Source organism: Brachybacterium halotolerans subsp. kimchii (assembly GCF_020792675.1).
Classification (GTDB): Bacteria; Actinomycetota; Actinomycetes; order Actinomycetales; family Dermabacteraceae; genus Brachybacterium; species Brachybacterium halotolerans.
Map to the genome: position 1 here is coordinate 422,286 of NZ_CP086254.1, position 25,793 is coordinate 448,078.

At 70.4% G+C, this 25,793-nt stretch carries 23 protein-coding genes, 1 other RNA gene and 1 pseudogene; 14 read left to right on the plus strand and 11 right to left on the minus strand.

Going from position 1 to position 25,793, the window contains the following annotated elements:
* Positions 1-80: 80 nt before the first annotated feature.
* From Bra3105_RS01940 to Bra3105_RS01950, 3 genes are all read right to left on the minus strand, one after another.
* Positions 81-290 (minus strand): hypothetical protein, encoded by a 210-nt coding sequence (locus tag Bra3105_RS01940; RefSeq protein ID WP_228358390.1) that lies wholly within the window; start codon positions 288-290, stop codon positions 81-83.
* Between the two features lie 344 nt (positions 291-634).
* On the minus strand, positions 635-1,483 hold the full coding sequence (locus Bra3105_RS01945) for a putative protein N(5)-glutamine methyltransferase (RefSeq protein ID WP_228358391.1): 849 nt from the start codon (positions 1,481-1,483) through the stop codon (positions 635-637).
* A gap of 7 nt (positions 1,484-1,490) precedes the next feature.
* Positions 1,491-1,721, minus strand: a complete 231-nt coding sequence (locus tag Bra3105_RS01950) for a hypothetical protein (RefSeq protein WP_228358392.1) — start codon at positions 1,719-1,721, stop codon at positions 1,491-1,493.
* Positions 1,722-1,858: 137 nt separating this feature from the next.
* On the opposite strand from Bra3105_RS01950, the gene Bra3105_RS01955 reads away from it, so the two are divergent.
* The 4 genes from Bra3105_RS01955 to Bra3105_RS01970 are packed head-to-tail and all read left to right on the plus strand — an operon-like array spanning position 1,859 to position 5,127.
* Positions 1,859-3,145, plus strand: a complete 1,287-nt coding sequence (locus Bra3105_RS01955; protein WP_228358393.1) for an aminotransferase class V-fold PLP-dependent enzyme — start codon at positions 1,859-1,861, stop codon at positions 3,143-3,145.
* Between the two features lie 11 nt (positions 3,146-3,156).
* A complete protein-coding gene (sufU, locus tag Bra3105_RS01960) occupies positions 3,157-3,624 on the plus strand; it encodes a Fe-S cluster assembly sulfur transfer protein SufU (protein WP_228358394.1) in 468 nt (155 codons plus the stop codon).
* Positions 3,621-4,547 carry a Nif3-like dinuclear metal center hexameric protein gene (locus Bra3105_RS01965; RefSeq protein WP_228358395.1) on the plus strand — a complete coding sequence of 309 codons (927 nt, stop codon included), beginning with the start codon at positions 3,621-3,623 and terminating at the stop codon, positions 4,545-4,547. Before sufU ends, Bra3105_RS01965 begins: the two co-directional genes overlap by 4 nt.
* Positions 4,548-4,551: 4 nt before the next feature.
* The gene (locus tag Bra3105_RS01970) at positions 4,552-5,127 is read left to right on the plus strand and encodes an AAA family ATPase (RefSeq protein ID WP_228358396.1); all 576 of its coding nucleotides are present in this window, start codon (positions 4,552-4,554) and stop codon (positions 5,125-5,127) included.
* Positions 5,128-5,202: 75 nt separating this feature from the next.
* Here the strand turns inward: Bra3105_RS01970 and yaaA are convergent, their stop codons facing one another.
* Positions 5,203-5,976 (minus strand): peroxide stress protein YaaA, encoded by a 774-nt coding sequence (yaaA, locus tag Bra3105_RS01975; protein WP_228358397.1) that lies wholly within the window; start codon positions 5,974-5,976, stop codon positions 5,203-5,205.
* 121 nt (positions 5,977-6,097) lie between these two features.
* Between yaaA and rnpB the strand changes: the two genes are divergently transcribed.
* Positions 6,098-6,475: RNase P RNA component class A (rnpB, locus tag Bra3105_RS01980), an RNA gene on the plus strand.
* Between the two features lie 56 nt (positions 6,476-6,531).
* On the opposite strand, the gene ppgK is transcribed toward rnpB, so the two are convergent.
* Both ppgK and map read right to left on the minus strand, forming a co-directional pair.
* Positions 6,532-7,320 carry a polyphosphate--glucose phosphotransferase gene (gene ppgK, locus Bra3105_RS01985; RefSeq protein ID WP_228358398.1) on the minus strand — a complete coding sequence of 263 codons (789 nt, stop codon included), beginning with the start codon at positions 7,318-7,320 and terminating at the stop codon, positions 6,532-6,534.
* A 171-nt stretch (positions 7,321-7,491) separates the two neighbouring features.
* A complete protein-coding gene (gene map, locus Bra3105_RS01990; RefSeq protein ID WP_200500754.1) occupies positions 7,492-8,379 on the minus strand; it encodes a type I methionyl aminopeptidase in 888 nt (295 codons plus the stop codon).
* 36 nt (positions 8,380-8,415) lie between these two features.
* Between map and Bra3105_RS01995 the strand changes: the two genes are divergently transcribed.
* Positions 8,416-8,598: an SPOR domain-containing protein gene (locus tag Bra3105_RS01995; RefSeq protein ID WP_200500753.1), complete on the plus strand. Its 183-nt coding sequence runs from the start codon at positions 8,416-8,418 to the stop codon at positions 8,596-8,598.
* Positions 8,599-8,631: 33 nt separating this feature from the next.
* Here Bra3105_RS01995 and panB read toward each other — a convergent pair whose 3' ends face one another.
* Entirely contained in the window at positions 8,632-9,450 is an 819-nt protein-coding gene (gene panB / locus Bra3105_RS02000) for a 3-methyl-2-oxobutanoate hydroxymethyltransferase (protein ID WP_228359583.1), read from the minus strand.
* Positions 9,451-9,714: 264 nt separating this feature from the next.
* Between panB and Bra3105_RS02005 the strand changes: the two genes are divergently transcribed.
* The 4 genes from Bra3105_RS02005 to Bra3105_RS02020 all read left to right on the plus strand — a co-directional run bounded on the left by Bra3105_RS02005 (position 9,715) and on the right by Bra3105_RS02020 (position 16,063).
* Positions 9,715-10,371, plus strand: a complete 657-nt coding sequence (locus Bra3105_RS02005; protein WP_228358399.1) for a hypothetical protein — start codon at positions 9,715-9,717, stop codon at positions 10,369-10,371.
* Positions 10,372-10,458: 87 nt separating this feature from the next.
* Positions 10,459-11,796, plus strand: a complete 1,338-nt coding sequence (locus Bra3105_RS02010) for a glutamine synthetase family protein (RefSeq protein ID WP_200500751.1) — start codon at positions 10,459-10,461, stop codon at positions 11,794-11,796.
* Positions 11,793-14,930 carry a bifunctional [glutamine synthetase] adenylyltransferase/[glutamine synthetase]-adenylyl-L-tyrosine phosphorylase gene (locus Bra3105_RS02015; RefSeq protein WP_228358400.1) on the plus strand — a complete coding sequence of 1,046 codons (3,138 nt, stop codon included), beginning with the start codon at positions 11,793-11,795 and terminating at the stop codon, positions 14,928-14,930. The genes Bra3105_RS02010 and Bra3105_RS02015 overlap by 4 nt, the downstream gene beginning before the upstream one ends.
* Positions 14,931-15,136: 206 nt before the next feature.
* A complete protein-coding gene (locus Bra3105_RS02020) occupies positions 15,137-16,063 on the plus strand; it encodes a PD-(D/E)XK nuclease family protein (protein WP_152352904.1) in 927 nt (308 codons plus the stop codon).
* A gap of 46 nt (positions 16,064-16,109) precedes the next feature.
* Here Bra3105_RS02020 and Bra3105_RS02025 read toward each other — a convergent pair whose 3' ends face one another.
* On the minus strand, positions 16,110-16,733 hold the full coding sequence (locus tag Bra3105_RS02025; protein WP_152352905.1) for a response regulator: 624 nt from the start codon (positions 16,731-16,733) through the stop codon (positions 16,110-16,112).
* Positions 16,730-18,001: a sensor histidine kinase gene (locus tag Bra3105_RS02030; protein WP_228358401.1), complete on the minus strand. Its 1,272-nt coding sequence runs from the start codon at positions 17,999-18,001 to the stop codon at positions 16,730-16,732. Before Bra3105_RS02030 ends, Bra3105_RS02025 begins: the two co-directional genes overlap by 4 nt.
* Positions 18,002-18,588: 587 nt before the next feature.
* Here Bra3105_RS02030 and Bra3105_RS02035 point away from each other — a divergent pair.
* The 3 genes and pseudogenes from Bra3105_RS02035 to Bra3105_RS02045 form a co-directional block, all read left to right on the plus strand.
* Positions 18,589-19,754, plus strand: a protein-coding gene (locus Bra3105_RS02035; RefSeq protein WP_228358114.1) for an IS3 family transposase whose coding sequence is annotated in 2 segments (ribosomal slippage) — positions 18,589-18,861 and positions 18,864-19,754 — 1,164 coding nt in all. Because the reading frame shifts where the segments join, the coding sequence is not laid out codon by codon here.
* Positions 19,755-19,865: 111 nt separating this feature from the next.
* Complete coding sequence (gene dld / locus Bra3105_RS02040) at positions 19,866-21,581, plus strand: D-lactate dehydrogenase (RefSeq protein WP_013161533.1); 1,716 nt, start codon at positions 19,866-19,868, stop codon at positions 21,579-21,581.
* Between the two features lie 164 nt (positions 21,582-21,745).
* Positions 21,746-22,045, plus strand: a pseudogene (locus Bra3105_RS02045) (integrase core domain-containing protein); the annotation flags it as partial.
* Here Bra3105_RS02045 and Bra3105_RS02050 read toward each other — a convergent pair.
* Positions 22,029-22,403, minus strand: a complete 375-nt coding sequence (locus Bra3105_RS02050; protein WP_228358402.1) for an N-terminal phage integrase SAM-like domain-containing protein — start codon at positions 22,401-22,403, stop codon at positions 22,029-22,031. The pseudogene Bra3105_RS02045 and the gene Bra3105_RS02050 sit on opposite strands and share 17 nt — an antisense overlap.
* A 40-nt stretch (positions 22,404-22,443) precedes the next feature.
* Between Bra3105_RS02050 and Bra3105_RS02055 the strand changes: the two genes are divergently transcribed.
* A protein-coding gene (locus tag Bra3105_RS02055; protein WP_407650884.1) for an IS3 family transposase occupies positions 22,444-23,708 on the plus strand; the annotation gives its coding sequence in 2 pieces (ribosomal slippage) (positions 22,444-22,786 and positions 22,786-23,708; 1,266 coding nt in all).
* 333 nt (positions 23,709-24,041) lie between these two features.
* On the opposite strand, the gene glnA is transcribed toward Bra3105_RS02055, so the two are convergent.
* Positions 24,042-25,472, minus strand: a complete 1,431-nt coding sequence (gene glnA / locus Bra3105_RS02060; protein ID WP_152352907.1) for a type I glutamate--ammonia ligase — start codon at positions 25,470-25,472, stop codon at positions 24,042-24,044.
* Between the last annotated feature and the right edge of the window lie 321 nt (positions 25,473-25,793).

A 25,793-nucleotide genomic window follows, 5' to 3' on the forward strand; every position in this document is an offset into this window, starting at 1 on the left:
GCCCCCGAGCCGCGCTGATGCGCGGCTCGGGGGCCTTCGTGCGTGGACGCTCAGTGCATGAACGCTGAGTGTGTGAGCGCTCAGACCAGCTCGGGCTGGGGCTCCGGGCGGTGCTCGGAGGAGAGGTCCACCTCGATGACGGGGTAGACCTTGCCGTCCTTCCACGTGGTGGAGAGGTCGGTGTGCCGGTCCGAGAGGCTCAGGTAGCGCAGGCCCGCGCTCTGGTCGCGCAGGACGACGGGTCGCTGGGCGCTGCGGGGCATTCGGCGCATGGTGGTCGTGGTGTGCATGTGTTCTCCTTCGGCGCCGGCAGGGCCGACGCATGACGGCGTCGGCTGGGCCGACGCGAGGTCCGGTGAGCCGCCGGGGGTGCCCGGCGGCGGGTGGCGGGTGCGCGACGCGATCTGCGCGTCAGCTGCACATCTGGGCGGTGCGTGTGCTCCGTGGTCTCCTCCACGAGAGGCGGAGCTCGCACATCTGCCCGTTGCCGCAGCGCCTCATGCCGGTCCCGCTCGCGCGCCGCGGACGGCTCGCTGCGTGACGGCCCCGTGGGAACGGTCCATCGGGCGGCACTGCGCCACCACGATCCCCTACAACGCCCCGGAATGCACGCCTATTCCCTCTGAGGGCGTGTTCACGCAGGTGACGGGGTGACCTCGCACACCGCGGTGCGGCCGTCGGCCCCGGGATGCAGCCGCAGGACCGACGCGGCCGCCCTGCCGGTCTCCGCCGTCCACGCCCTCTCGGACGTCCCGGTCGCCGCGTGCTCCCGCACCAGCGTCCGCGCCTGGTCCACGTGCATCTCGAGCAGGATCCGGCCTCCCGGTGCGAGCCAGTCCGGTCCCTGCGCGAGGATCCTGCGGGCCACGTCCAGTCCGTCGGCCCCGCCGCGCAGCGCCCGGGAGGGCTCGTGCTCGCGCGCCTCGCGGGGGAGCAGCGCGAGCGCATCGTCCGGGACATAGGGAGGGACGGCCGCGATCACATCGATCGAGCCGCGCAGGGCGTCGGGCAGCGCCGCGAAGAGGTCCCCGAGGTGGAGCTGTGCGCTCGGAGGGAGGTTCGCCCGGGCGCACTCGAGCGGGAGAGGGTCGACGTCGGCGGCATGCACCTGGATCCCGGGCACGCGCGCGGCGCTCAGGCTCGCGATCGGCGCGATCCCCGCGCACAGCTCGAGCAGTACGGCGGAGTGACCCGACCGGCTTGCGGACGAGCAGGCCGCGGCCACGGCCAGGCGCGCGAGCAGGCGGGTGCGTCGGCGCGGGACGAAGCATCCCGGGGCCACCCGCAGCCGCAGCCCGCAGAAGTCGACCTCTCCGAGCACGTGCTCGAGCATCTCGCCGGCGATGCGCCGGGACGCGGACTCCTCGAGGTGGTGGGCGTCCCGTGCATGCGCACGCAGGAGCGAGGCCTCCTCCTCGGCGAAGACGCTCCCGGCCGCGCGCAGCCGCGCCACGAGCTCGTCGCCCTCGGGCAGCTCGTCCATCGACCGGTCAGCTGGGAAGGCGCGTGAGCGCGTAGGCCGCGAGCAGCACGGCGATCAGCACCACGAGCACCACGACCCAGATCACGGCCGTGCGGGCGTCGTGCTGCTTCTCGGCCGGGGTGCGGGGCTGCTGCGGCGCGGCGGCGTCGGACCGCAGGCGCTGGACCATGCGGATGATCACGGCGACGAGCGCGCCGAGGATGACGACGCCGAAGACCAGGTACATGAACGTGGGCACGGCCACACCCTCTCACGGCTCGCCCCTGCCGCGACGCACCCCTCGTTCCTATACTGAAGGGCCAGGCAGCGGGCCGCGCGCGTGCTCCTTCCGAGGGGTCGTCCTCCCGCTGCTCCTTTCGCGTCGGAAGGCTCCGTATGCTCGCGCCCCAGGCGCCCACCGCTGTTGCACCGCTCGACGTCGCCGCGATCCGCGGGGACTTCCCGATCCTCGACCGGATGCTCGACGGGACGACCCCGCTCGTCTACCTCGACTCGGGAGCGACCTCCCAGCGCCCCCGGCAGGTCATCGACGCCGAGGTCGACTTCCTCACCCGCGACAACGCCGCCGTCAAACGCGGCGCGCACCGCCTCGCCGAGGCCGCGACCGACGCCTACGAGGGCGCCCGCGACCGGATCGCCGCGTTCGTCGGCGTGACCCGTCCCGAGCAGATCGCCTTCACGAAGAACGCGACCGAGGCGCTGAACGTGCTCGCCCTCGCACTCGGCGACCCCACCGCCCCCGAGCATCTGCGCGTGCGCGAGGGCGACGAGATCCTCGTGACAGAGATGGAGCACCACGCGAACCTCGTCCCCTGGCAGGAGCTCGCCCGCCGCACCGGCGCCACCCTGCGCTGGATCCCCCTGGGCGAGGACTTCCGCCTGGACCTCTCCGGGCTCGAATCGCTGCTCACCGAGCGCACGAAGGTGCTGGCACTGACCCACCAGTCGAACGTGCTGGGAACGGTGAACCCGGTCGCCGAGCTCGCGGCGAAGGCCCACGCCGTCGGCGCGCTCGTGGTGCTCGACGCCTGCCAGTCGGTGCCGCACATGCCGATCGACCTCCCCGCACTGGGCGTGGATGCGGCGGCGTTCTCGGGGCACAAGATGCTGGGCCCCACGGGCATCGGCGTGCTCTGGGGCGCCGGCGAGCTGCTCGAGGAGCTGCCCCCGGTCCTCACGGGCGGCTCGATGATCGAGACCGTCACGATGGAGCGCACCACCTTCGCCGAGCCGCCCGCCCGCTTCGAGGCCGGCACCCCGCCGATCAGCCAGGCCGTCGGGCTCGCCGCAGCATGCGACTACCTCGAGGCGCTCGGCATGGAGAACGTCGCCGCGCACGAGCGGGATCTCACCCGCCGCGCGATCGAGGGACTCGAGCAGCTGCCCGGCGTGCGCATCATCGGGCCGGCGCTCGACGCCGAGCGCGCCGGAGCCGTCTCCTTCGACCTCGCGGGCCGCCACCCCCACGACGTCGGCCAGGTGCTCGACGCCCGCGGCGTCGAGGTGCGCGTCGGCCACCACTGCGCCTGGCCCCTGCACCGCAGGTACGGGCTCGCCGGGACCACCCGCGCGACCTTCTCCGTGTACACGACGCCCGCGGAGGTCGACGCGCTCGTCGAGGGCATGGGCGCCGTCATCGACTTCTTCGCCCGCTTCGAGTGAGAGGAGCTCCCATGGATCTCACCTCCCTGTACACCGACATCGTCTTCGAGCACGACAAGCGCCCCCTGCACGCGGGCCTGCGCGAGCCGTACGAGGCCGAGGTGCACCACGTGAACCCCACCTGCGGGGACGAGATCACCCTGCGGGTGCACCTCGCGGGCGACCCCGAGGACCCGCGCATCGAGGACGTCTCGTACGACGCGACCGGGTGCGCGATGAGCCGCGCCTCGGCCTCGACGATGAGCGACCTCGTGATCGGCCGGACCCTGCGGGAGATCGAGCCGGTCTCCGCGCACATGGACGCCGTGATGCACGCCCGCGGCCGCGTGGAGGGGGACGAGGACCTGCTGGGCGATGCGGTCGCCCTGGTCGGGGCCTCCAAGTTCCCCAACCGCGTGAAGTGCGTCCTCATGTCCTGGAAGGCGCTGCACGCCGCGGTCATCGAGGCCGGAGGGCCCGTCGAGGGGGCCACCGCATGAACGGCGGCGACTCCGGCCGCCCCCTCGCCGAGGTGCTCGAGGTCCTCGAGGGCGCCTACCCGCTGCGCTGGGCGGAGGACTGGGACCGGCCCGGGCTCGTGATCGGCGACCGCCGGGACGCCGACCCCTCCGTGGACCGCGTGCACCTGGCCGTCGACCCGACCCTCGCCGTCGTGCGCGAGGCGCGCGCGGCGGGCGCGCAGCTGCTGGTGACCCATCACCCGCTGCTGCTGCGCGGCGCGTCCTTCCTGCCGGCCGACACCGGCAAGGGGGCGGTCGTCACCGAACTCGTCCGCGTCGGCATGTCCCTGTGGTGCGGGCACACGAACGTGGACCGCTCGAGCCTCGGCACCGTCGGCGCCTGGATCCGCGCGCTCGGTCTCGAGGACGTGCGGCCCCTCGCCGCGGGCCCGACGGACGGCGAGACCGCGCAGGCGGCGCGCGGCTCGGAGCTCATCGGCCTCGGCGTCGTCGGCTCGCCGGCGGACGAGGTCACCGAGGGGGCGCTCACCGTCGGATCCCTCGCCGAGCGCATCGCCGCTGTGGTCCCCGAGACCGCACAGGGGGTGCGCTTCACCGGCGACCCGGAGCGCCCCGTGCGGCGCGTGGCCGTCTGCCCGGGTGCCGGCGACTCCCTGCTGGAGGCGGCGGCCGCGAGCGGCGCGGACGTCTTCATCACCTCGGACCTGCGCCATCACCCGGCGCTCGAGCACCTCGAGGCCGCCGCCGACGAGCGGGCGGTGCCCGCGCTCATCGATGTCGCGCATGCGGCGAGCGAGGCGCTCTGGCTGCCGCTCGCCCGCGACCTGCTGACCGCCGCACTGCCGGGGATCGCCGTGGGCATCTCCGATCTGTCCACCGATCCCTGGACAGGCCGCGTCGACCCCGCTGCCCTTGGCGCACCCAGCGGCCGCGCACACTGAGACCATGCCTCCCACCGCGCCCGGTCGCCCGCCCCGCCTCATCCTGCTGAACGGTGCGCCCGGCGTCGGCAAGTCGACGCTCGCGAGGCTCCTCGCCGAGGACCGTCCGCTCACCCTCGCCCTGGACGTCGACCAGCTCAAGCACTCGCTCGGCGGCTGGGAGGAGGACGCTGCGGTCTCCGGGCAGCGCGCCCGGGAGCTCGCACTCGCCCTCATCGACGTCCAGCTCGAGGCGGGGGAGGACGTGGTCCTCGGCCAGTACCTCGCCCGCACCGCGTTCCCCGAGCAGCTCGACGCGGCGGCCGCCCGCGCGGGCGCCGAGTTCCGGGAGTTCCTCCTGGAGGTCGACGAGCGGACCCTCGCCGCGCGCCTGGCCGCCCGCGTCGCCGAGCCCGAGACGCCCGAGCAGGCGGTCAACGCCCGTCTCGTCGGCCCGGACGATGCCGAGCGTCTGCTCGCGTCCCTCGACGCGATGCGCAGCGCCCGACCGGACATGCAGAGCGTCGACGCGCGCGGCGGCCTCGAGGAGACCGCCGATGCCGTGCGCGCACTCCTCGAAGGGCACACCGAGCGGCGCTGACGGGCCCGTCCGATCCATCCCGGCCGGGCCGACCGGATCGCGCGCAGGGCTAGAGCAGCTGCGCCGTCCCTGCCGCTACTCCGAGCGGTCCACGAGCACCAGACGACTGCCCTCGATCTCGATCCCGAGCTGTCCCGCGAAGACCTCCTCGAGGAAGGCGATGAGCGTCGCCTCGTCGGGCAGGGGACGCGGATCCTCGAGCAGGACACGGGTCAGCAGGCCGCGGAAGCGCTTGGCGTCGTGCGAGATCACGGTGCGCTTCCCGCCCGCCTCCTTCACGGGCGCGACCTCGAGAACGTGCACCCCCGCGCGTGTCTTCACCGGCATCATCGTGCGATAGGAGCCGGACCGGCAGTCCAGCACGAAGGGCGAGGGCGAGGCCGTGACCTCCTCGAGGATCCCGGGCACGAGCGGCGAGAGATGGGCGCGCCACCAGGAGGCCGCCTTCCCGAGCCGGTGCACGCGCGAGCCGGCGGAGAGCCGGTAGGCCGGGATCCGATCGATGCCGGCGTCGACGAGTCCCAGCAGGGCGCTCTGCACGAGCACACGGCGGTCCGGTCCGGGACGGGCATCACCGAGCTGGTCGAAGAGCACCCCGGAGTAGACGGAGAGCGGGGCGGCCGCGGGCTCCTCGTCGACCGAGGCCATGCGCTCGACGAGCTCCGGGGCGCTCGCGGGGACGCCGAGGTCCTCCGCGGCCGTGCGGCCCCGTGCGGTCGCGCGCGCGGCGCGGAGCATGCGCTCGCGGGGGACCTGCAGCGGGGGATGGGCCAGTTCGTCGAGAGCCAGGGGAGGGGCGGATGCTTCCGGTCGGGTCTTGGTCTCCGACGGCGGCAGCAGGATGAGCACCGGGCGGTCCTTCCGAGGGTTGTTGTGGTGTTGGTGTTGGTGATGGTGATGGTGGGGGAGAGGACGAGACGGATCCCGTGGTGCGGGGCAGCCCCCGCGGGGGATTAGGATCGTGGGCGGACCAGTCGGCCGGGCAGTCGCGTCTTCGTGCGCATCCTCCGGGATGCGCCGCGGAGCCGAGGAAAGTCCGGGCTCCTTCCGGCACGGTGGTGGGCAACACCCACCCGGAGCGATCCGCGGGACAGTGCCACAGAGAGCAGACCGCCTGCCCGCAGCCTCGTGCTGCGGGCCGGTAAGGGTGAAAGGGTGGTGCAAGAGACCACCGCGGTCCTGGTGACAGGGCCGGCACGGTAAACCCCACCGGGAGCAAGGCCAGACAGGGGACGCTCGCAGGTCGCCGGACCGAGTCCCCGGGTAGGCCGCTGGAGGTCGTCGGCAACGGCGATCCGAGAGGGATGACTGCCGATCACAGAACCCGGCTTACAGGCCGGCTGGTCCGCCCCGGCGCCCCACCGCACGGATGCCCCGTGCGGCTGCTTCCCTCGGTCATGCAGGTCAGCCCTTCTTCTTGTCCTTCTTGTCCTTCTTGAGCTTCTTGCGCTCCTTGCGGGCGAGCACGGCCGCGCCGATGATGCCGGCCTCGTTGCGCAGCCCCGCGGGGACGATCGGGGCCTTCAGGTCCAGGAGCGGCAGGAACTTCTCGTGCTTCTTCGAGACCCCGCCGCCGACGATGATCAGATCGGGCGTGAACAGGAACTCGAGCAGCTCGTAGTAGCCCTGCAGACGCTCGGCCCACTCCGCCCAGCTCAGGTGGCTGCGCTCGCGCGCCGAGTCGGCCATGTACTTCTCGTAGCTCTCGCCCTTGTAGAGGATGTGGCCCAGCTCGGTGTTCGGCACGAGCTCGCCGTCGTTGAACAGCGCGCTGCCCACGCCCGTGCCGAGCGTGGTCATCAGCACGACGCCCTTCTGCCCGGCGCCCGCCCCGAACTCCATCTCGGCGATCCCGGCGGCGTCCGCGTCGTTGACCACGAACACGTCGTGGCCGGTGCGCTCGGTCAGCAGCGCGTCCACGTCGGTCCCGATCCAGGAGTCGTCGACGTTCGCCGCGGTCTTGGCGACGCCGTGCTGGATGACCGCGGGGAAGGTGACGCCCACCGGCATGTCCTCGTCGATGTCGAAGGAGCCGATGAGCTGGGCGACGGTGTCGGCGACCGCGTCGGGCACCGAGGGCTGCGGGGTGGGGATGCGCAGCCGGTCGTCGGCGAGCCTGCCCTTCTTGAGGTTCACCGGGGCGCCCTTGATGCCGCTGCCGCCGATGTCGATGCCGAATGCTTCCTTGCTCATGGTCTCTCCTCGCACGGGCCGCGAACCGAGCAGCGCGGGCCCTCCGATGGCGCTCCGTCCGGGCCGGTGCCCGCGAGCTGGTGACAGTGTGACAGAGCGGACGGGATCAACCGGACATCGCCCGCGTGCAGGACATGTCCGCGGTCGACGGTGTGCCGCGCCCCGGGATGGTCAGACGACGGTCAGCAGTTCGAAGCCGTCGTCCGTGATCACGAGCGTGTGCTCGAACTGGGCGGTGAAGGAGCGGTCCTTCGTGACCACCGTCCAGCCGTCGTCCCACTGCTCCCAGTCCTGGGAGCCGAGAGTGACCATCGGCTCGACCGTGAACGTCATGCGCTGCTCGATCACGTCGTCGAACATCGGCGCGGAGTCGTAGTGGGGGATCACCAGGCCGTTGTGGAAGCCCTCGGCGACGCCGTGGCCCGTGAAGTCGTGCACGGACTCGTAGCCGAAGCGGCCCACGTACTTCTCGATGACGCGGCCGATCACGTTGACCTGCCTCCCGGCGCGGCCGGCGCGGATCCCGCGCATCATCGCCTCCTCGCTGCGCTCGACGAGCTCGGCGACGCGCGGGTCGACCTCGCCGACGAGGAAGGTGGCATTGGTGTCGCCGTGCACGCCGTTCTTGAAGGCGGTGACGTCGACGTTGAGGATGTCGCCGGACTGCATGACGGTCGAGTCGGGGATGCCATGGCAGACGACCTCGTTCAGGCTCGTGCAGCAGGACTTCGGGAAGCCCAGGTAGCCGAGCGTCGACGGATAGGCGCCGTGGGAGACCATCACGTCATGGACGACGGCGTCGATGTCGTCGGTCGTGGCGCCGGGGACGGCCGCCTCGCCCGCGGCCTGCAGCGCGAGAGCGGCGATCCGGGAGGGCTCGCGCATGCGCTCGATGATGTCCTGGCTCTGCACGTGGGGGCCGGAATCGGAGGCCGCCTCGTCCTTGCCCACGTACTCCGGTCGCTCGATCGAGGCCGGCACCGCCCGCGAAGGGCCGACCCTCCCGGGGACCAGGGCCTCGCGGCCCTCCGGACGGATCCATCGCTGCTCTACAGTCATGGGGGCAGTCTCTCACCGCACAGTCAGGAGCAGTCGATGAGCCAGAGCGAGTTCTACTACAACATGGACACCGGCGAGGTCGAGGAGGGCAAGCAGTCCTCGGGCAGCGAGCTCATGGGCCCCTACCCGACCCGCGAGAAGGCGGCGTCCGCGCTGAGGACCGCCGCCCAGCGGAACGAGGCCTGGGAGGGCGAGGACGAGGACTGGGACGAGGAGTGAGACCTCCCCGCGGCCGTCACTCGAACGAGGACATCACTCGAAGGAGTGCTCGGCCGTGGGGTACTCCCGGCTCTCCACGGCGGTGCGGTAGTCGCTCGCCGCGCGCAGCAGCTCGCCCCGCAGATCGGCGAAGCGCCGCACGAAGCGACCCTCGAAGCCGGACAGACCCGCCATGTCCTGCCACACGAGCACCTGCCCGTCGCAGTCCGGTCCCGCGCCGATCCCGATCGTGGGGATCTCGAGGAACTCGGTGATGCGTCCGGCGACCTCGCTCGGGACGAGCTCGAGGACGACCGCGAAGGCGCCCGCCTCCTGCAGGGCCTGGGCGTCCTCGGCGAGGCTGTCGGCGGCGGCATGATCGCGACCCTGCACGCGGTGCCCGGAGAGCGCGTTGACCGACTGGGGCGTGAAGCCAAGGTGGCCCATGACCGGGATCCCGGCGTCGACGAGCGCCCGCACGGTGTCGGCCCGCGCGGCGCCGCCCTCGAGCTTCACGGCCTCGGCGCCCGCGCGCAGGAGCTCGACGCCGTGGCGCACGGCCTCGGCGGCGTCGACCTGGTAGGTGCCGAAGGCGAGGTCCGCGACCACCAGGGGGCGACGCACCGCACGGGAGACGGCGCCGGTGAAGGTCAGCATGTCCTGGTGGGTGGTGTGCACCGTAGAGTCGTAGCCCAGCACGGTGGTGCCCGCGGAGTCGCCCACCAGCAGCACGTCGATCCCCGCCTCCTCGAAGACCTGCGCGCTGAGCGCGTCGTACGAGGTGAGCATCGAGAACGTGCGTCCTGCCTCCTTCGCCTCCTGCAGATGGCGCAGGCGCACCTTCGCGGGGCGGTGGGACCGCTCGGCGGGCATCGGGATGGCAGACGTGTTCACGGGGATCCTCCACGGGGCGGCGACGGATGCGGGGCCTGCCGGCGGCGGCAGGGCCGTCCCAGCCTAGCCGCCGCGGGGCTCCTCGGCGGGCGGCGGAGGCATGGGTGTGCGGCATCGACGCGTGCGCTGTCCCGTCCCATGGGCAGTTCTCCCCATGGCGGGCTCCCAGGGTCCATGCAAGTATTCAGGCACTCGGCGGTCACGACCGTGGCCGGCACTCACCGAATCACGAGGGGTAGAACGATGAAGACCAGGATCCGCGGAATCGCCAAGGGCCTCGCCGTGGGGACCGGCTCGCTCGCGCTGGCGCTCTCGCTCGCCGCGTGCGGCGGCAGCAGCTCCGACGACGCGTCCGGTGACGACGGCGGCAAGGTGAAGGCCGGGGAGTCCACGGACTCCGACAGCAGCAGCGACGACTCGTCCTCGAGCGAGGACACGAGCTCGGACGAGGCCACCGACGACTCCTCGAGCGATGACGCCGCCTCCGACGACTCGTCGGCGGCGGACGACAGCACGTCGGACGACAGCTCCTCGGACGAGAAGTCCGATGATTCGGGCTCGAAGGACGACGTCACGGACGCGGACCTCAAGGCGGCCAAGTCCCGGTACATCGATTTCATGAATGCTCTCGCGGACAAGGACGCGAAGAAGGCCTGCGGCTTCGCCATGGACCCGACCACGAAGAAGCCGATCGACGGGGCCGCGCTCAAGGTCTGCGCCAAACAGATCGAGGACTCCGGAATGATGGACACCTTCACTCCCGAGCTCGTCGATGCGGTGGACGAGTCCATGCTCGACGCGAAGGCCGAGGACGACGGCACCATCACGCTGAGCATCGAGGGCTCGAACGAGACCCCGATGGAGAAGGCCACCGACGGCAAGTGGTACTTCAAGATGTGAGCACCCGTTCCGAGACGCCGCTCCAGCGCATCGTGCTGGGGCGGCGTCCGCGCGTCTGGGGTCATCGCCATGCGGCACACTGGTGCCATGGAACGCCACCACGATGCTGTCCTGCGCACGGTCGCCGAGAAGGACGTGCGGTTCATCCGCCTCTGGTTCTGCGACGTGGTGGGGACGCTGAAGTCCATCGCGATCTCGCCGGAGGACCTCGAGACCGCCTTCGACGAGGGCATCGGCATCGACGGCTCCACGATCGAGGGTTTCACCCGGGCCTACGAGTCCGACATGCTGCTGCGTCCGGACCCCGCGACCTTCCAGATGCTGCCGTGGCGCGGCGAGGTCGAGGGCACGGGCAGGATGATGTGCGACGTCCTCACGCCCGACGGCGAGCCCGCGGCGTCCGATCCGCGGCGCGTGCTGCGCCAGGTCGCCGACCGGGCCGCGGCCCAGGGGCTCGACCTCTACGCGCACCCCGAGATCGAGTTCTACCTGTTCAAGGAGCCGTGGGCGCCGGGGCGCCCGCTGCAGCCCGTCGACAACGCCGGCTACTTCGACCACGTCCACAAGGGGCAGGGCCAGGACTTCCGCCGCACGGTCATCAAGTACCTCGAGCAGATGAACATCCAGGTCGAGTTCTCCCACCACGAGAACGGGCCCGGGCAGAACGAGATCGACCTGCGCTACGCGGACGCGCTCACCACGGCGGACAACATCCTCAGCTTCCGCACCGTGGTCAAGGAGGTCGCGCTGGGCATGGACCAGGTCGCGACCTTCATGCCGAAGCCGATGATCGAGCACCCCGGCTCGGGCATGCACACGCATCTGTCGATGTTCCAGGGCGGCCGCAACGCCTTCCACGAGCCCGGCGCCGAGTACGGACTCTCGCGCACCGGCCGCCAGTTCATCGCCGGCCTGCTGCGCCACGCCTCCGAGTACTGCGCCGTCACCAACCAGTTCGTGAACTCCTACAAGCGCCTCTGGGGTGCGCAGGAGGCGCCGAGCTTCATCACCTGGGGGCACAACAACCGTTCGGCGCTGGTCCGCGTGCCGTTCCACAAGCCCACCAAGGGCACCAGCTCGCGCGTCGAGTTCCGCGGCACCGACTCGTCGTGCAATCCCTACCTGGCCTTCGCGGTGCTCTTCGCGGCCGGGCTGAAGGGCGTCGAGGAGGAGTACGAGCTGCCCGAGGGCGCGGAGGACACCGTCTGGGAGCTCACCGACCGCGAGCGCCGCACGATGGGCATCGAGCCGCTGCCCACCGACCTCTACCGTGCGCTCGAGGTGTTCGAGAGCAGCGAGCTGATGGCTGAGACCCTCGGTGAGCAGGTCTTCGAGTTCTTCCTGCGCAACAAGCACGACGAGTGGCGGCGCTACCGCGAACAGGTGACCTCGCGGGAGCTCGAGACCTCCTTCTTCGCAGGATGACCCCGCAGCCCCCGTCCCCCTCGCCGTCGTCGTCGGCCGCGTCCTCGTCGGCCGAGCCGCCGAGCACGACGGGCGCCCTCGCGCGCCTCGGCTTCACCCGCACCGACCGCGTCCAGCGCTTCCTCGCCGAGCCCGCCCTCGCGGGCCTCGGCCCCCGGGCGGCAGAGGCGATCGGGCGCGTCCCCGACCCCGACGAGGCCGTCCTCGGCCTGCTCCGCTTCGCGGAGGCCTCCCTCGAGGCGGGCCGCGAGCGCGAGCTCGGCGAGCTGCTCGGCAGCGTCGGGGAGCCCGGCGGGCCGGGGGAGCGGCTGATCCGGGTGCTGGGCACCTCGGTCGCCCTCGGCGACTTCCTCACCCGCCACCCCGATCGGGCCGTCGCCCTCCACAGCGATGAGGACACGCTGACGCTCGACGCGGCGGACGTGCGTGCGCGCATGCTCGGCGCGGTCGGCGCGGTCGCGGGCGCCGAGATCCCCCTCGCCTCGCTCAGCGGCCGCGAGGGACGCGACGCCCTGCGCATCGCGTACCACGAGCGGCTCCTGCAGATCGCCGCGGCCGACGTCACGGCGCCCGATCCCGTCGCCATCCAGCCCTTCGTCTCCGCCTCCCTCGCGGACCTCGCCGGGGCGTCCCTCGAGGCCGCGCTCGCGATCGCCCGCACCGCCGTCGACGACCAGGAGACCGTGCGCCTCGCGGTGCTCGCGATGGGCAAGACCGGGGCCCGCGAGCTCAACTTCATCTCCGACGTGGACGTCGTCTACGTCGCGGCGCCCGCCGCCGAGGACGTGGATGAGCAGACCATGACGGCCGTCGGCTCCGCCCTCTGCCGCGAGCTCGCCCGGGTGTGCGCGGACCGTACGGGGGAGGGATCCCTCTGGCAGGTCGACGCGAACCTGCGGCCCGAGGGGAAGGACGGCGAGCTCGTGCGCTCGCTGGACTCCTACCGCCGCTACTACCAGCGCTGGGCGGAGTCCTGGGAGTTCCAGGCGCTGCTGAAGGCCCGCTTCGTCGCCGGCGACGCGGAGCTCGGCCACGCCTTCGAGGAGATGGTCGAGCCCTGGATCTGGCAGGCCTCCACCCGCGACGGCTTCGTCGAGGACACCCGCGCCATGCGCCGACGGGTCATCGCCCACATCCCGCACGCGGAGGCCGACCGCAACATCAAGCTCGGCCCCGGGGGCCTGCGCGACGTCGAGTTCACCGTGCAGCTGCTGCAGATGGTCCACGGCCGCACCGACGAGTCTCTGCACGTGCGCGGCACCCTGCCGGCTCTCGAGCGCCTGGGCACCGGCGGATACATCTCGCGTCGCCACGTCGTCGAGCTCGACGGCGCCTACCGCTTCCTGCGCACGGTCGAGCACCGTCTGCAGCTGCATCGCATGCGCCGCACCCAGGTGCTGCCCACGGCGGAGGCCGACCTGCGCCGCCTCGCGCGCAGCGTCCGCGTCGCGCCGCAGGACTTCCGGGGCGTCTACGAGCGCACCCGGCGACGCGTGCGGCAGCTGCACGAGGAGATCTTCTACCGGCCGCTGCTGCTGACCTCCTCCCAGCTCAGCGACGACGAGGTGCGGCTCTCGGCCGTGTCCGCGCGGGCCCGGCTCGCGGCGATCGGCTATCGGGACCCGCGCCGCGCCGTCGATCACATCCGGGCGCTCACCGAGGGCATCTCCCGGCGCGCCGCGATCCAGCGCCAGCTGCTGCCGGCGCTGCTCGAATGGTTCGCCGACGGGATCGACCCCGACCTGGGCCTGCTCGCCTTCCGCCGTCTGTCCGACACCATCGGCTCCGCGCACTGGTACCTCGCCCTGCTGCGGGACAGCGGCGTCGCCGCCCGGCGCCTGACCCGCGTGCTCTCGAGCTCCCGCTTCGTCGGCGAGCAGCTCGAGAAGGTCCCCGAGGCCGTGCGCTGGCTGGGCCGCGACGACACCCTGCGGCCGCTGAGCCGCGAGAAGCTGCACGAGGAGTTCCTCGCCGTCATCCGCCGCGTCGATTCCATCGAATCCGCACAGGACCTGCTGCGACGCGCCCGCCTGCGCGAGCTGCTGCGGATCTCCATGGCCCACCTGCTGGGGCTGCTCGACGCGCGCGCCGCCGCCCGCGGCCTCACCGACCTCGCCGAGGCCGTCCTCGAGGCGGGCCTCCTGGTCGCCTACCACGCGGTCGCGCGCGAGCGCGGGGCGATCGGCGAGGACGTCGCCCCGGTGCGCGACGACCTCGAGCTCAGCGCCCGCGACCTGCGCGAGAGGCGCTCGGACCCCTCGCGGGCGCTCGGCGTGGAGATGGCCCTCGTGGCGATGGGCAGCTTCGGGGCCCGCGAGATGGGCTACGCCTCCGACGCCGACGTCCAGTTCGTCTTCGCCGACCGCGGCGCGGGGGAGCAGGCCGGCACGATCGCCGTCGCGATCGCGACCCAGGTGCAGCGGATCCTCAACGCGCCCTCGGCCGGTGCGGACATGAAGGTCAACGCCGATCTGCGGCCCGAGGGGCGCAACGGGCTGCTCGCCCGCAGCCTCGACGCCTGGCGCGACTACTACCGGCGCGACGCCCTGACCTGGGAGAAGCAGGCCCTCGTGCGCGCACGCGTCGTGGTCGCCTCGCGAGATCTGCAGGAGCAGATCGAGGCCGCCATGGACCTCCACCGCTATCCCCGCGGCGGCCTCGGGGCGTCGGCCCGACGGGAGATCGCGACCATGAAGGCGCGCGTGGAGTCCGAGCGCCTGCCCCGCGGCACGGATCCGGCCCGTCATCTCAAGCTCGGCCGCGGCAGCATGACCGACGTCGAGTGGGTGGCCCAGCTGCTCGTGCTCGAGCACGGGCACGAGGTCCCCGAGCTGCGCAGCCCCACGACCCTGCGGATCCTCGAGGAGGCCCGACGCGCGGAACTGCTCACGCCGCGGCAGCAGGAGGACCTCACGGGGGCCTGGACCCTCGCCTGGCAGATGCGCCGCGCGATCTTCCTGTGGCGCGGCCGCGAGGGCGACGTGCTCCCCGCCGACCGCATCGATCTCTACGCGGTCGCGGTGCTCGTGGACGGCGATGAGGGCAGCGCCTCCGAGCTCGAGGAGAACTATCTGCGCGCCACCCGCCACGCGCGCACCGTCGCCGAGGAGATCATCTTCGGCGACGGCGACTGATCGGCCCCGGTTCGTCGGGCATCGCGAGCGGCCGGCGGGGCTGTGGTCGGATGAGGACGTGGACGGACGGAACCCCGAGGGATGAGGACGCCGACGGGAGAGCGAGCACACATCCGTCGCCCGCCCGTCCACAGCGTCCCGCCCGGGGGCGGCCGATCGCCGTACCCTGAGCAGGGCCGTCCCGTCCGTCGTCCCTCCGAGGAGCCATGACCACACCCAAGCTGAGCGAGCAGACCGCGCGCGGGCGCATGTACCGCATCGAGCCGGACGGCAAGCCGGTCTATCCCTCGATCACCACGGTCGCCGGGATGCGCGCGAAGGACCACCTGCAGGGCTGGTACGCGACCATGGCCTCCAAGCGCGCGCTGGACATGTACGCGTGGCTGGACCGCAATCCCGATCGCGCCGCCTCGGAGATCACCCGCGTCTCGCGCGATCGCTGGGGGACGCAGAAGCGCATCGCCGCGGCGGCCGAGGAGCACACCCGGATCGCCTCCGAGTTCGGCACCCTCGTGCACGCCGCCTGCGAGGACTGGGGGCGCAGCGGTGAGCGGCCGACGCCCGACCAGGTCTCCGCGATCGCCGAGGACATGCGCCGTGAGGGCGGCGCCTTCGCGCGGGAGCCGAGCGCCGAGGATCTCCTCGCACGCGCCGCGGTGCGCCTGGACGGGTACGGGAGGTTCCTCGAGGAGTTCCAGCCCGAGTTCGTCGAGGTCGAGCAGACCGTCGTGAACCACACCGTGGGCTATGCGGGTACCACGGACTGCATCGTCCGGATCGGCGGCGCGCTGCTGAGCGGCGACATCAAGACCTCGAAGAAGGTGCGCGGCGACTACGCGCTGCAGGGCGTCGCGGTGGTCAACGCCGAGGCGCTGCTCGACGAGGACGGCACCGTCCGCGAGATGCCCGAGCTCACGGGCGCCTTCATCATCCATCTCCCCGAGGCCGGCGGGTACTCCGTGGTCCCGCTGAAGACGGGCCCCGAGGAGTTCGAGGCATTCACCGCGCTGCGCCGCATCTGGGCCTTCGAGGCCGACGACTGCGTGCTCGAGACCTGCAGCCAGCCCCAGCAGCTGCTGGTCTCGCTGCTGAAGTCCAAGGGCGGGCTCGGCGGGATCGACGCGCTCGGCTGATCCGCCCGGTCTCCGGCCGACGGGGCCCTGCACTCCTGCACCGGGCTCAGGCGTCGGGCCTGAGGATCCCGCGTGCCCGCGCCCGGGCGACCGCGTCGGTGCGGCTGCCGGCGCCGAGTTTGTCGAAGACGTGCACGAGGTGCGTCTTGACCGTGGCCTGGGAGAGGAAGAGCTCGGCGGCGATCTGCGCGTTCGTGCGACCGGCGGCCACCATCAGCAGCACCTCCCGCTCCCTCTCGCTGAGCGCCTCGGGACCCGTGGGGTCCAGGCGCGAGCGCACCCGGGCGTCGACGACCCGGGATCCGAGCGCGGCGCGCCGCACGGCGGCCACCAGCTCCTCGGGAGCGGAGTCCTTGAGCAGGTAGCCCGAGGCGCCCGCCTCCATCGCCTCGAGCACGTCCTGGTCGTTGTCGTAGGTGGTGAGCACGACGACGGCCGGTGGGTCCTCCGCTGCGCGCAGGTCGGGGATCACGGCGCTGCCCCGCAGGCTGCTCGTCGTGAACTGGAGGTCCAGGAGCACCACGTCGACGTCTCCGCGCCGGGCACGGTCGCGGGCGGCCTCGGGGGAGTCGGCCTCGGCGACCACCTGCAGGTCCTCCTGGGCGTCGAGCACCCAGACCAGACCGCGGCGCACGATCGCATGGTCGTCGACCACCAGGATCCGGATCATCGCTGCTCTCCCTCCTCGTCCGTCGTCCTCGTCTCCTCCCCGGCGGGCGGAGGTGCGCCGAGCGGCACGCGGACCTGCACCGCCGTCCCCTGACCCGGGGAGCTCTCGATCGCCATGCCGCCTCCGAGCGCCCGGGCGCGCGCCCTCACCGTGCGCAGCCCGAAGCCCTCGGCGGCGCCCTCGGGGCTCTCCGGTGCCATCCCCACGCCGTCGTCGACCACGTCGAGGACCAGGTCGCCGTCCTGCGCCGAGAGCGTCGCGACGGCCCGCGCGGCGTCGGCGTGCTGGAGGACGTTGCCCAGCAGCGAGCGCAGGATCCGCTCGAGTCCGCTCGCGGTCCGCGCCGGCACGAGGGCCGGCGTGCCGGGGGCGAGCTCGCAGCGGAGGGACACATCGGGGGAGGCCTCCGCCGCGGGCGCCATCTCCGCGATCACGCCGCGCAGGCGCTCGACGAGGTCCATGCCCTCGCGCTCGTCGGTCGCGTCCTGGTCGACGAAGGAGCGGGTCTGCCGGCTCGTGAGCGCGGCGGTCCTCCGGGCCTCGCCCAGGTGCCCGAGGGCTGTGGGGGAGTCCCCGGCCTCGAGCGAGGTGCGCGAGGCGTCGAGCAGCATCTGGATGGACAGGGCCGACTGCGCGACGGTGTCGTGCAGCTCGCGGGCGATGCGGGTGCGCTCCTCGGCGCGGGCCGCGTCGCGCTGGGTGCGCGCGAGGTCCTCCTGCGCGGCGAGGAGGTCGCGCGCGAGGCGGGTCCGCTCGTCGATCTCCTCCTGGAGTGCGCGCACCGCGAGCACCACCGCGAGCGCGACGAGCGCACCGATCACCGGCCCCACGACGCCGGCGACGGGCAGAGCGCCCTGCCAGGCCGCGAAGCCGCCGACGGCGATCCCCGTGACCAGGGCCAGCCCCACGATGCCGCCGGCGAGCGGCAGCGCGTAGAGGACGGCGAAGTCGAGACCGAAGGCGATCCACGTCGCGTCCGGGGTGAGTGCGAGGCACGCCGCCCAGGCGAGGACCGCGGGCAGCAGGTGGCCGAGCGCGCGCCACGACCCGCGGTGGTCGGCGCCGCGCCCGGCGGCACGGCGCGCCCCGATCGAGTACACGCTCACGAGCAGGACCAGGAGCGCCAGACGGGCCAGGGCGCTCGCGGAGGGCAGATCGCCCAGGGTGCGCAGGGCGACGACCACCACGAGCAGGTAGAGGAGCACGTGCACGAGCCAGCGCAGGGCGAGCGCGTACGGGGTGCGTGAGGGCAGGGCACGCGCGGGCATGGAGCGATCGTATCCAGTGCGCGCCCCGCTCATCGCGTCCTGCCCAGCGCGCCCGGACGCGGCTCATCGCGCCCGGACGCGAAGAACCGGCCCCCGACACGCGTCACCGCAGGTCGAGGGCCGGTTCGTCGGATCTTCGTCAGATCACCGGGGAGTCGGCTCAGATGTCGTAGGTCTGAGCGAACTCCGCATATTACCTGGTCAGAGGCTGCAGCCTTCGGCGTGTGCAGCTAGCGTGCAATAGCACCTGACTGACTTGCTCCGCCGAACTATCGTCAGCAGGTGGCTTCACCAGAGCGCTTCAAGAGGTTCACCGATCGCGAGCGTCCCGTCATCGCGGCCCTGCTCGATAGTCCGCAGCGCTCTCAATATTGGCTCCCACCCCTTCTGCTGGGCCGCTGACCCGTGCAAGATGTAGCGACCCCGCTGCCGGAGCCGCTCACCCCGTTCAACGTCGCCGTGGATCAAGAGCCCGTACATCAGGTCGTACGCCAAGTCTGGTCCTTCAGCCGCCGTTCGGGACTGCCGCACGGATAGGTGACATCTGATCTGGCTTGCCCGTAGGGCGGCCTGGAAGGATGTGCACCATGCCCGCTCCTTACCCCCGAGAGTTCCGCGACGATGTCGTGCGAGTGGCCCGGTCCCGTGAGGACGGCGTCACCATCGCGCAGATCGCGAAGGACTTCGGCGTCCACGAGATGACGCTGCACAAATGGCTCCGCCAAGCCGATGTCGAGGCAGGGGTCCGCACCGGGACGACCCGCGAGGACGCCGCCGAGACACGAGAGCTCAAGCGCCGTGTTCGCCTGCTGGAGCAGGAGAACGAGGTCCTCCGCCGTGCCGCGGCTTACCTCTCCCAGGCGAACTTGCCGGGAAAAAGTTCTACCCGCTCGTGAGCGAGCTCGCCGCTGACGGGATCCCCGTCGCGATGTCCCTGCGGGTTCTCAAGCTCTCCCGCCAGCCCTACTACCGCTGGCTCAAACAGCAGGTCACCGACGCCGAGCTGATCGAGGCATACCGCGCCAACGCCCTGGTGGACGCCCATCGCGACGACCCCGAGTACGGGTACCGGTTCCTGGTCGACGAGGCCGCCGAGGCCGGCGAGGTGATGTGCGAGCGGACCGCGTGGAAGATCTGCCGGGACAACCAGTGGTGGTCCGCGTTCGGGAAGAAGCGGGCCAAGAACGGGAAACGGCCCGGGCCACCAGTCCACGATGATCTCGTGAAGCGGGACTTCTCCACCGATGACGTCAACGAGCTGTGGCTGACCGACATCACCGAGCACTGGACCGACGAGGGCAAGCTCTACCTCTGCGCCATCAAGGACGTGTTCTCCGGCCGCATCGTGGGCTACTCGATCAGCGACCGGATGAGGGCCCGTCTCGCAGTGAACGCCCTGGACAACGCGGTGACTCGTCGTCGCGATGCTGCCGGATGCATCGTGCACTCGGACCGCGGGAGCCAATTCCGGTCACGGAAATTCGTGCACGCCCTGAACCGTCATCACCTCATCGGATCGATGGGGAAAGTCGGCGCCGCCGGGGACAACGCCGCGATGGAGTCCTTCTTCGCGCTTCTCCAGAAGAACGTCCTGGATCGCCAGCGCTGGAGGAACCGAGAAGAGCTCCGCATCGCGATCATCACCTGGATCGAGAGGACCTACCACCGACGACGCCGACAGGCTCGCCTGGGCCGATTGACCCCCATCGAATACGAGACCATCATGAACCCCACCGCGACCCTCGCGGCCTGACACCACAACTGTCACCTGATCGTGCGGCAGTGCCGACTAGCTCGGATCAAGGCGACATCCCCTCAGCATCATGACGCGCTTGTGATGCAACTGAATATAGGAAGCTTAGAGATGACGCAACCAGGACAGACCACCACGACTTCGCACGAAGCGATCGATGCGTTCAAGAGAATCGTCGGCGACGAACATGTACTGACCTCTGAGCGTGCCACGATGCCATTCAGCAAAGGCTATCGATTCGGCGGAGGACCAGTCTTCGCCGTGGTGCGCCCCGGCACGCTGGTCGAGATGTGGCGGGCGCTGCAGGTATCCGTCGACAACAACCTCATCGTCATCCCGCAGGCATCGAACACGGGCCTGACTGGTGGATCCGGCCCCGGCTTCCAAGACTACGATCGCCCCATTGTGATCATCTCGACTCACCGCATCGATGAGGTGCACCTCATCAACGACGCGCGCGAGGCGATCTCGCTCGCGGGCACCCCGCTGACACACCTGACCGACGCGCTCGCCAAGCACCAGCGCGAGCCGCACTCGGTGATCGGGTCGACATCAATCGGCGCCTCGGTCATCGGCGGCATCGCGAACAACTCGGGCGGCAGCCAGATTCGCAAGGGTCCGGCATTCACGCGCGAAGCGATCTTCGCCCGCGTCAACGACGACGGCAAGGTCGAGCTGGTCAATCACCTGGGCATCTCGCTCGGAGACGACCCTGAGGTCGCACTCGACCGTCTACAGCGCGGCGAGTGGTCTCCCGAGGATGTCACCCCAGCTCCCGAAGACTCGAACGAGACCGAGTACGCCGAGCACTTGCGCAAGATCGTGCCTTCGCCTGCTCGCTACAATGCGAACCCCGAGTACCTGTTCGAGGCATCCGGCTCGGCCGGCAAGCTGATGGTGTTCGCGGTGCGCACCCGCACCTTCCCTCGCGAAGTGCACCCGACCGTGTTTTACATCGGCACGAACAACACGCACGAGCTCGAAGAGATCCGTCGGTTGTTCCTCGAAGCCGACATGCCGCTGCCTATCTCTGGTGAGTACATGGGCCGCAGTGCCTTCGACTTGGCCGAGAAGTACGGCAAAGACACCTTCGTCTTCCTGAAGTTCATGAGTCCAGCGCTGCAGACGCGCATGTTCTCGTTCAAGACGTGGGCCAACGGCTTGTTCTCGAAGATTCCCGGCATTGGTCCGACCTTCGCCGACACGGTATCGCAAGCCATGTTCAGCGTGCTGCCCAACCAGCTGCCCAAGCGCATGATGGAGTACCGCAACCGTTTCGAGCATCACCTGCTGCTCACCGTCAGCGAGTCGCAGAAGGCCGCGAGCGAGAAGATGCTCAAGGAGTTCTTCGCAGAGCCCGAGCACACTGGTGAGTTCTTCATCTGCACGTCTGATGAAGAAAAGAGCGCGTCGCTCAACCGGTTCGGCGCGGCCAGTGCCGCCACTCGCTACGCCGCGTTGAAGCGCCGGCACATCGCAGGGCTCATCCCCATCGATGTGGCCCTGCGTCGCGACGATTGGAACTGGCTCGAGGTGCTGCCGGAGGAGATCGACGACCAGCTTGAGGTCAAGGCGTATTACGGGCACTTCTTCTGCCATGTGATGCACCAGGACTATGTCGCCAAGCAGGGCGTGGATCCCGAGGCGCTGCACGACCGCATCCAGCACCTGCTGGAGGAGCGCGGCGCGAAGCTGCCCGCCGAGCACAACTACGGTCGTATCTACAAGCTGCCGGAGTCCATGGAAGAGCACTTCAAGGAGCTCGATCCGACGAATACGTTCAACGCCGGTATCGGCGGCACGTCGCCGCACAAGGACTGGGCCTAAGTCCCCAAGGTAGCGCGACGCCGTGAGAGCCTGAGCGATGTCTTATCCATCTCGGGTGGACCTAGGGCTCGACTCCCTAGGTCCACCGGGACGGATGAGTCGAGACATCGGTCAGAGGCTGGGCAGGCCAAAGAATCGCGTGGCGGCGAGGGCCGCGCCCGGTCCGCGGGAGCCAATTCCGGTCACGGAAATTCGTGCACGCCCTGAACCGTCATCACCTCATCGGATCGATGGGGAAAGTCGGCGCCGCCGGGGACAACGCCGCGATGGAGTCCTTCTTCGCCCTGCTCCAGAAGAACGTCCTGAACCGCAAGCGGTGGCGGACCCGACAAGAGCTGCGGATCGCGATCATCACCTGGATCGAGCGGACCTACCATCGACGCCGACGACAGGCTCGCCTGGGCCGATTGACCCCCATCGAATTCGAGACCATCATGAACCCGACCGTCAGCCTGGCGGCCTAACCACAGCTGACACCTGATCGCGCATCAGTCCCTCTTCCACTGCTGCGCGGAACACCTGCGAGAGAACCCTGTATGCGTTCGCGCGTGCCGCTGGCGTGTCCGGCGGGAAACCACCGACCCACGTCCGCACCATCGCCGGCGTGACAGCACTCAGCGGAGTCGTGCCGAAGGTCGGCTTGATCCACTTATCCAGATTCACCTTGTAGTGGTAGCGCGTACGGTCTCGCACTTGGAGGGCTTTGACCCACTCGTCCGCGAACTCGCCGACCGTCGTGCGATCGTCCCTTCCGCGCCACGATCCGCTCTCGATCGCGGCACGCTGCATCGCGAGCGGGGCCTGACCCTTGTTCGTGGACACGCTGATTCCAGCATTTGCTGGGGAAGCGAGATCATGAACTATGGCTAGGAAGCACTACTCCGAGGAGTTCCGCCAGCAGGCGGTTGACCTGTATGAGTCGACCCCGGGAGCGACGGTCCGCGGTATCGCGGAGGATCTCGGGATCGTCCGGGGCACGCTGCGGCAGTGGCTGGAGACCCACGGGTCCGGGAAGAAGACCGCGGCTGACGGCACGCTGACCGACAGTCCGTTGCGATCCGCGCCGATCGCTGCAACGCCGGATCCCGATGAGCCGCTCGAGCAGCGCGTGGCCCGGTTGGAAGCGGAGAACGCCCAGCTCAGAGCGGAGACGACAAAGCTCACCACGGAGCGGGAGATCCTCCAGAAGGCGGCTAAGTATTTCGCCGGGGAGACGCGCTGGTGAGTCGCTTCCAGTTCGTCGCCGAGAACTCCACCACCTACCCGGTGAAGCGACTGTGCGAGCTCGTCGAGATCGAGCGCTCCTCCTACTACGCCTGGCAGACAGGTGCCGCGGGAAGAGCCGCGAGAGCGGAGTCCGATGCTGGTCTGCTGGAGCGGATCCGCGTCATCCACGCCAAGGACGATGCTCAAGGCGTCCCGCGGATCACGGTCGAGCTCAACGACGCGGTCTCGCCCGAGGACCGGGTCAACCACAAGCGAGTCGCCCGCGTGATGCGCGAGGCCGGACTCAGTGGCTTCGTCAAGAAGCGCAAGCACCGCACGACGGTGCCGGAGCCAGCCGACCAGGTCGTCCCCGACCTGCTGGGTCGGGACTTCACCGCCGAGGCGCCGAACCAGCGCTACGTCGGAGACATCACCTACCTGCCGCTGTCCGAGGCTGGCGGGGGCGGGAACCTCTATCTCGCCACCGTGATCGACTGCTACAGCCGCCGCCTGGTGGGCTGGGCTCTGGCCGATCACATGCGCACCGACCTTGTCGCCGACGCGCTCAAGGCCGCCGCCGCGACCCGCGGATCATTGGCCGGGGCGATCTTCCACAGCGACCACGGGTCGGTCTATACCTCCAAGGCATACGCCGAGCTCTGCCAGCGGCTCGGCGTGGTCCAGTCGATGGGGGCTGTCGGCTCCAGCGCCGACAACGCGATGGCCGAATCGTTCAACGCGACCGCGAAGCGCGAGGTCCTCCGCGACGCCGCGTGCTTCACCGACGAGCTCACCGCCCACCGCAAGATGTTCCGGTGGCTGACCCGCTACAACACCAAGCGCCGCCATTCCTGGTGCCGCTACCTGTCCCCCAACGCCTACGAGAGCGCCTACACCGCTAAGCTAGCGCTCGCAGCGTAAACGACCCCCGCGTCCACGAACCGGGGGTAGGCCCCAGCCAACCATCGGCGTCCAACTTTGCCGTGAACGTTTCCGGGGCGGTACGGCGCCTCCCTGAAGGGTCCAGGTAGCTCGCCTGGTACCTGCCTGCCACTGGGAAGCTTCCGTACCGCCCCGAACGAACGACGTCCGCGCCGTCGCCTAGCTGTCACGCTCTGACCTCCAAGTCATGCGACAACCGTGCGTTAGCGCGGTTGCACTCAGTATGACTTGATCTTACTGCACGCGTGCGACAGCCGGACTTCGTGCACTAGTGAAACACCTGGTCAAACACCAAAACCGACCTCGTTTGGCTCAGATGTCGTAGTAGAGCTCGAACTCGAAGGGGTGGGGACGGAAGCGGAACGGGTCGATCTCGTTCTCGCGCTTGTAGGAGATCCAGGTCTCGATGAGGTCCTGGGGGAACACGTCGCCCTCGGTGAGGTACTCGTGATCCGCCTCGAGCGCGTCCAGGGCGGCGCCGAGGGACTCGGGCAGCTGCTTGATCTGCGCGTGCTCCTCCGGGGGCAGCTCGTATAGGTCCTTGTCGATCGGCTCCGGCGGCTCGATGCGGTTGCGGATGCCGTCCAGGCCCGCCATCAGCTGCGCGGCGAAGGACAGGTACGGGTTCGCCGACGGGTCGGGAGCGCGGAACTCCAGGCGCTTGGCCTTCGGGGACGTGCCGGTCACCGGGATGCGGATCGCCGCGGAGCGGTTGCGCGCCGAGTAGACCATGTTCACGGGCGCCTCGAAGCCGGGCACCAGGCGCTTGAAGGAGTTCACCGTGGGGTTGGTGAAGGCCACGAGCGAGGGGGCGTGCTCGATGAGGCCGCCGATGTACCAGCGGGCGAGGTCCGAGAGGCCGCCGTAGCCGCGCTCGTCGTAGAACAGCGGCTCGCCGTCCTTCCAGAGCGACTGGTGGGTGTGCATGCCCGATCCGTTGTCGCCGAACAGGGGCTTGGGCATGAAGGTGGCGGTCTTGCCGTTCTCCCAGGCCGAGTTCTTGATGACGTACTTGAACTTCATGACGTCGTCGGCGGCCTTGCGCAGCGTGTCGAAGGTGTAGTTGACCTCCTGCTGGCCGGCGGTGCCCACCTCGTGATGCGCGCGCTCGACGTTCAGGCCGACCTCGTGCAGGCGCACGACCATCTCGTCGCGCAGGTCCGCCATCTGGTCGTTGGGGGAGACCGGGAAGTACCCGCCCTTGACGCGGGTCTTGTAGCCCTGGTTGCCGCCGAAGTCCGACTCGTCGCGGTCGGAGTTCCACGAGGCCTCGTCCGAGTCGATGTGGTAACTCGCGCCCTGCATCTCGGTCTTGAAGCGGATGTCGTCGAAGATGTAGAACTCCGCCTCGGCCGCGAAGAACGCGGTGTCGGCGATGCCCGTCGAGCGCATGTACTCCTCGGCCTTGGTGGCGACGGTGCGCGGGTCGCGCGAGTACGGCTCGTCGGTGAACGGATCGACGATCGAGAAGTTGATGACGAGCGTCTTGCGCTCGCGGAAGGGATCCACGTACGCGGTGTCGAGGTCCGGGACGAGCTTCATGTCCGACTCGTGGATCGCCTGGAAGCCGCGGATCGACGAGCCGTCGAAGAGCTGACCGGTCGCGATGGCGTCCTCGTCGAAGGTGCTCGCCGGCACGTTGAAGTGCTGCATCACACCGGGGAGGTCGCAGAAGCGGATGTCGACGAACTCGACGCCCTCCTCCTCGATGAACTTGATGGCCTCACTGGGATTGCTGAACACGTCTCCTCCATCCGCATGCTCCCGCATGCGCTGCTGAACCCCTGGGGGCGGTCACTCGGCGGCGGGGACCCGGGTCCGTCCGCCGCCCGGGGTCGCGGCGCGCCGCGACCCTGCTCCCGGAAGTCTAGGACGCCCGGATGGACGCCTCCGACGACCGACGCCGACGGGCGGCATCCTCCCGCGTCCCCGCCGGAGCTCCGCGGGCGTCCCCGCCGGACGCCGACGCGGGCCCGGGCGGAGTCCTCGGATGCGGTCTGGTGGCGGCTCTCACGGCGCCCGGGGCCACCGCGAGCGGACCGCGCGGGCGCGCCTTCAGTACCC

Coding starts and splice junctions, on each gene's coding strand:
- Bra3105_RS01945 (WP_228358391.1), bottom strand. CDS start 1,483: ATGGACGAGCTGCCCGAGGGCGACGAGCTCGTGGCGCGGCTGCGCGCG.
- Bra3105_RS01940 (WP_228358390.1), bottom strand. CDS start 290: ATGCACACCACGACCACCATGCGCCGAATGCCCCGCAGCGCCCAGCGA.
- sufU (WP_228358394.1), top strand. CDS start 3,157: ATGGATCTCACCTCCCTGTACACCGACATCGTCTTCGAGCACGACAAG.
- ppgK (WP_228358398.1), bottom strand. CDS start 7,320: ATGAGCAAGGAAGCATTCGGCATCGACATCGGCGGCAGCGGCATCAAG.
- dld (WP_013161533.1), top strand. CDS start 19,866: ATGACGCAACCAGGACAGACCACCACGACTTCGCACGAAGCGATCGAT.
- Bra3105_RS01955 (WP_228358393.1), top strand. CDS start 1,859: ATGCTCGCGCCCCAGGCGCCCACCGCTGTTGCACCGCTCGACGTCGCC.
- panB (WP_228359583.1), bottom strand. CDS start 9,450: ATGCCCGCCGAGCGGTCCCACCGCCCCGCGAAGGTGCGCCTGCGCCAT.
- Bra3105_RS01995 (WP_200500753.1), top strand. CDS start 8,416: ATGAGCCAGAGCGAGTTCTACTACAACATGGACACCGGCGAGGTCGAG.
- Bra3105_RS01970 (WP_228358396.1), top strand. CDS start 4,552: ATGCCTCCCACCGCGCCCGGTCGCCCGCCCCGCCTCATCCTGCTGAAC.
- Bra3105_RS02030 (WP_228358401.1), bottom strand. CDS start 18,001: ATGCCCGCGCGTGCCCTGCCCTCACGCACCCCGTACGCGCTCGCCCTG.
- Bra3105_RS02020 (WP_152352904.1), top strand. CDS start 15,137: ATGACCACACCCAAGCTGAGCGAGCAGACCGCGCGCGGGCGCATGTAC.
- Bra3105_RS02010 (WP_200500751.1), top strand. CDS start 10,459: ATGGAACGCCACCACGATGCTGTCCTGCGCACGGTCGCCGAGAAGGAC.
- Bra3105_RS02025 (WP_152352905.1), bottom strand. CDS start 16,733: ATGATCCGGATCCTGGTGGTCGACGACCATGCGATCGTGCGCCGCGGT.
- Bra3105_RS02005 (WP_228358399.1), top strand. CDS start 9,715: ATGAAGACCAGGATCCGCGGAATCGCCAAGGGCCTCGCCGTGGGGACC.
- map (WP_200500754.1), bottom strand. CDS start 8,379: ATGACTGTAGAGCAGCGATGGATCCGTCCGGAGGGCCGCGAGGCCCTG.
- Bra3105_RS02015 (WP_228358400.1), top strand. CDS start 11,793: ATGACCCCGCAGCCCCCGTCCCCCTCGCCGTCGTCGTCGGCCGCGTCC.
- Bra3105_RS01965 (WP_228358395.1), top strand. CDS start 3,621: ATGAACGGCGGCGACTCCGGCCGCCCCCTCGCCGAGGTGCTCGAGGTC.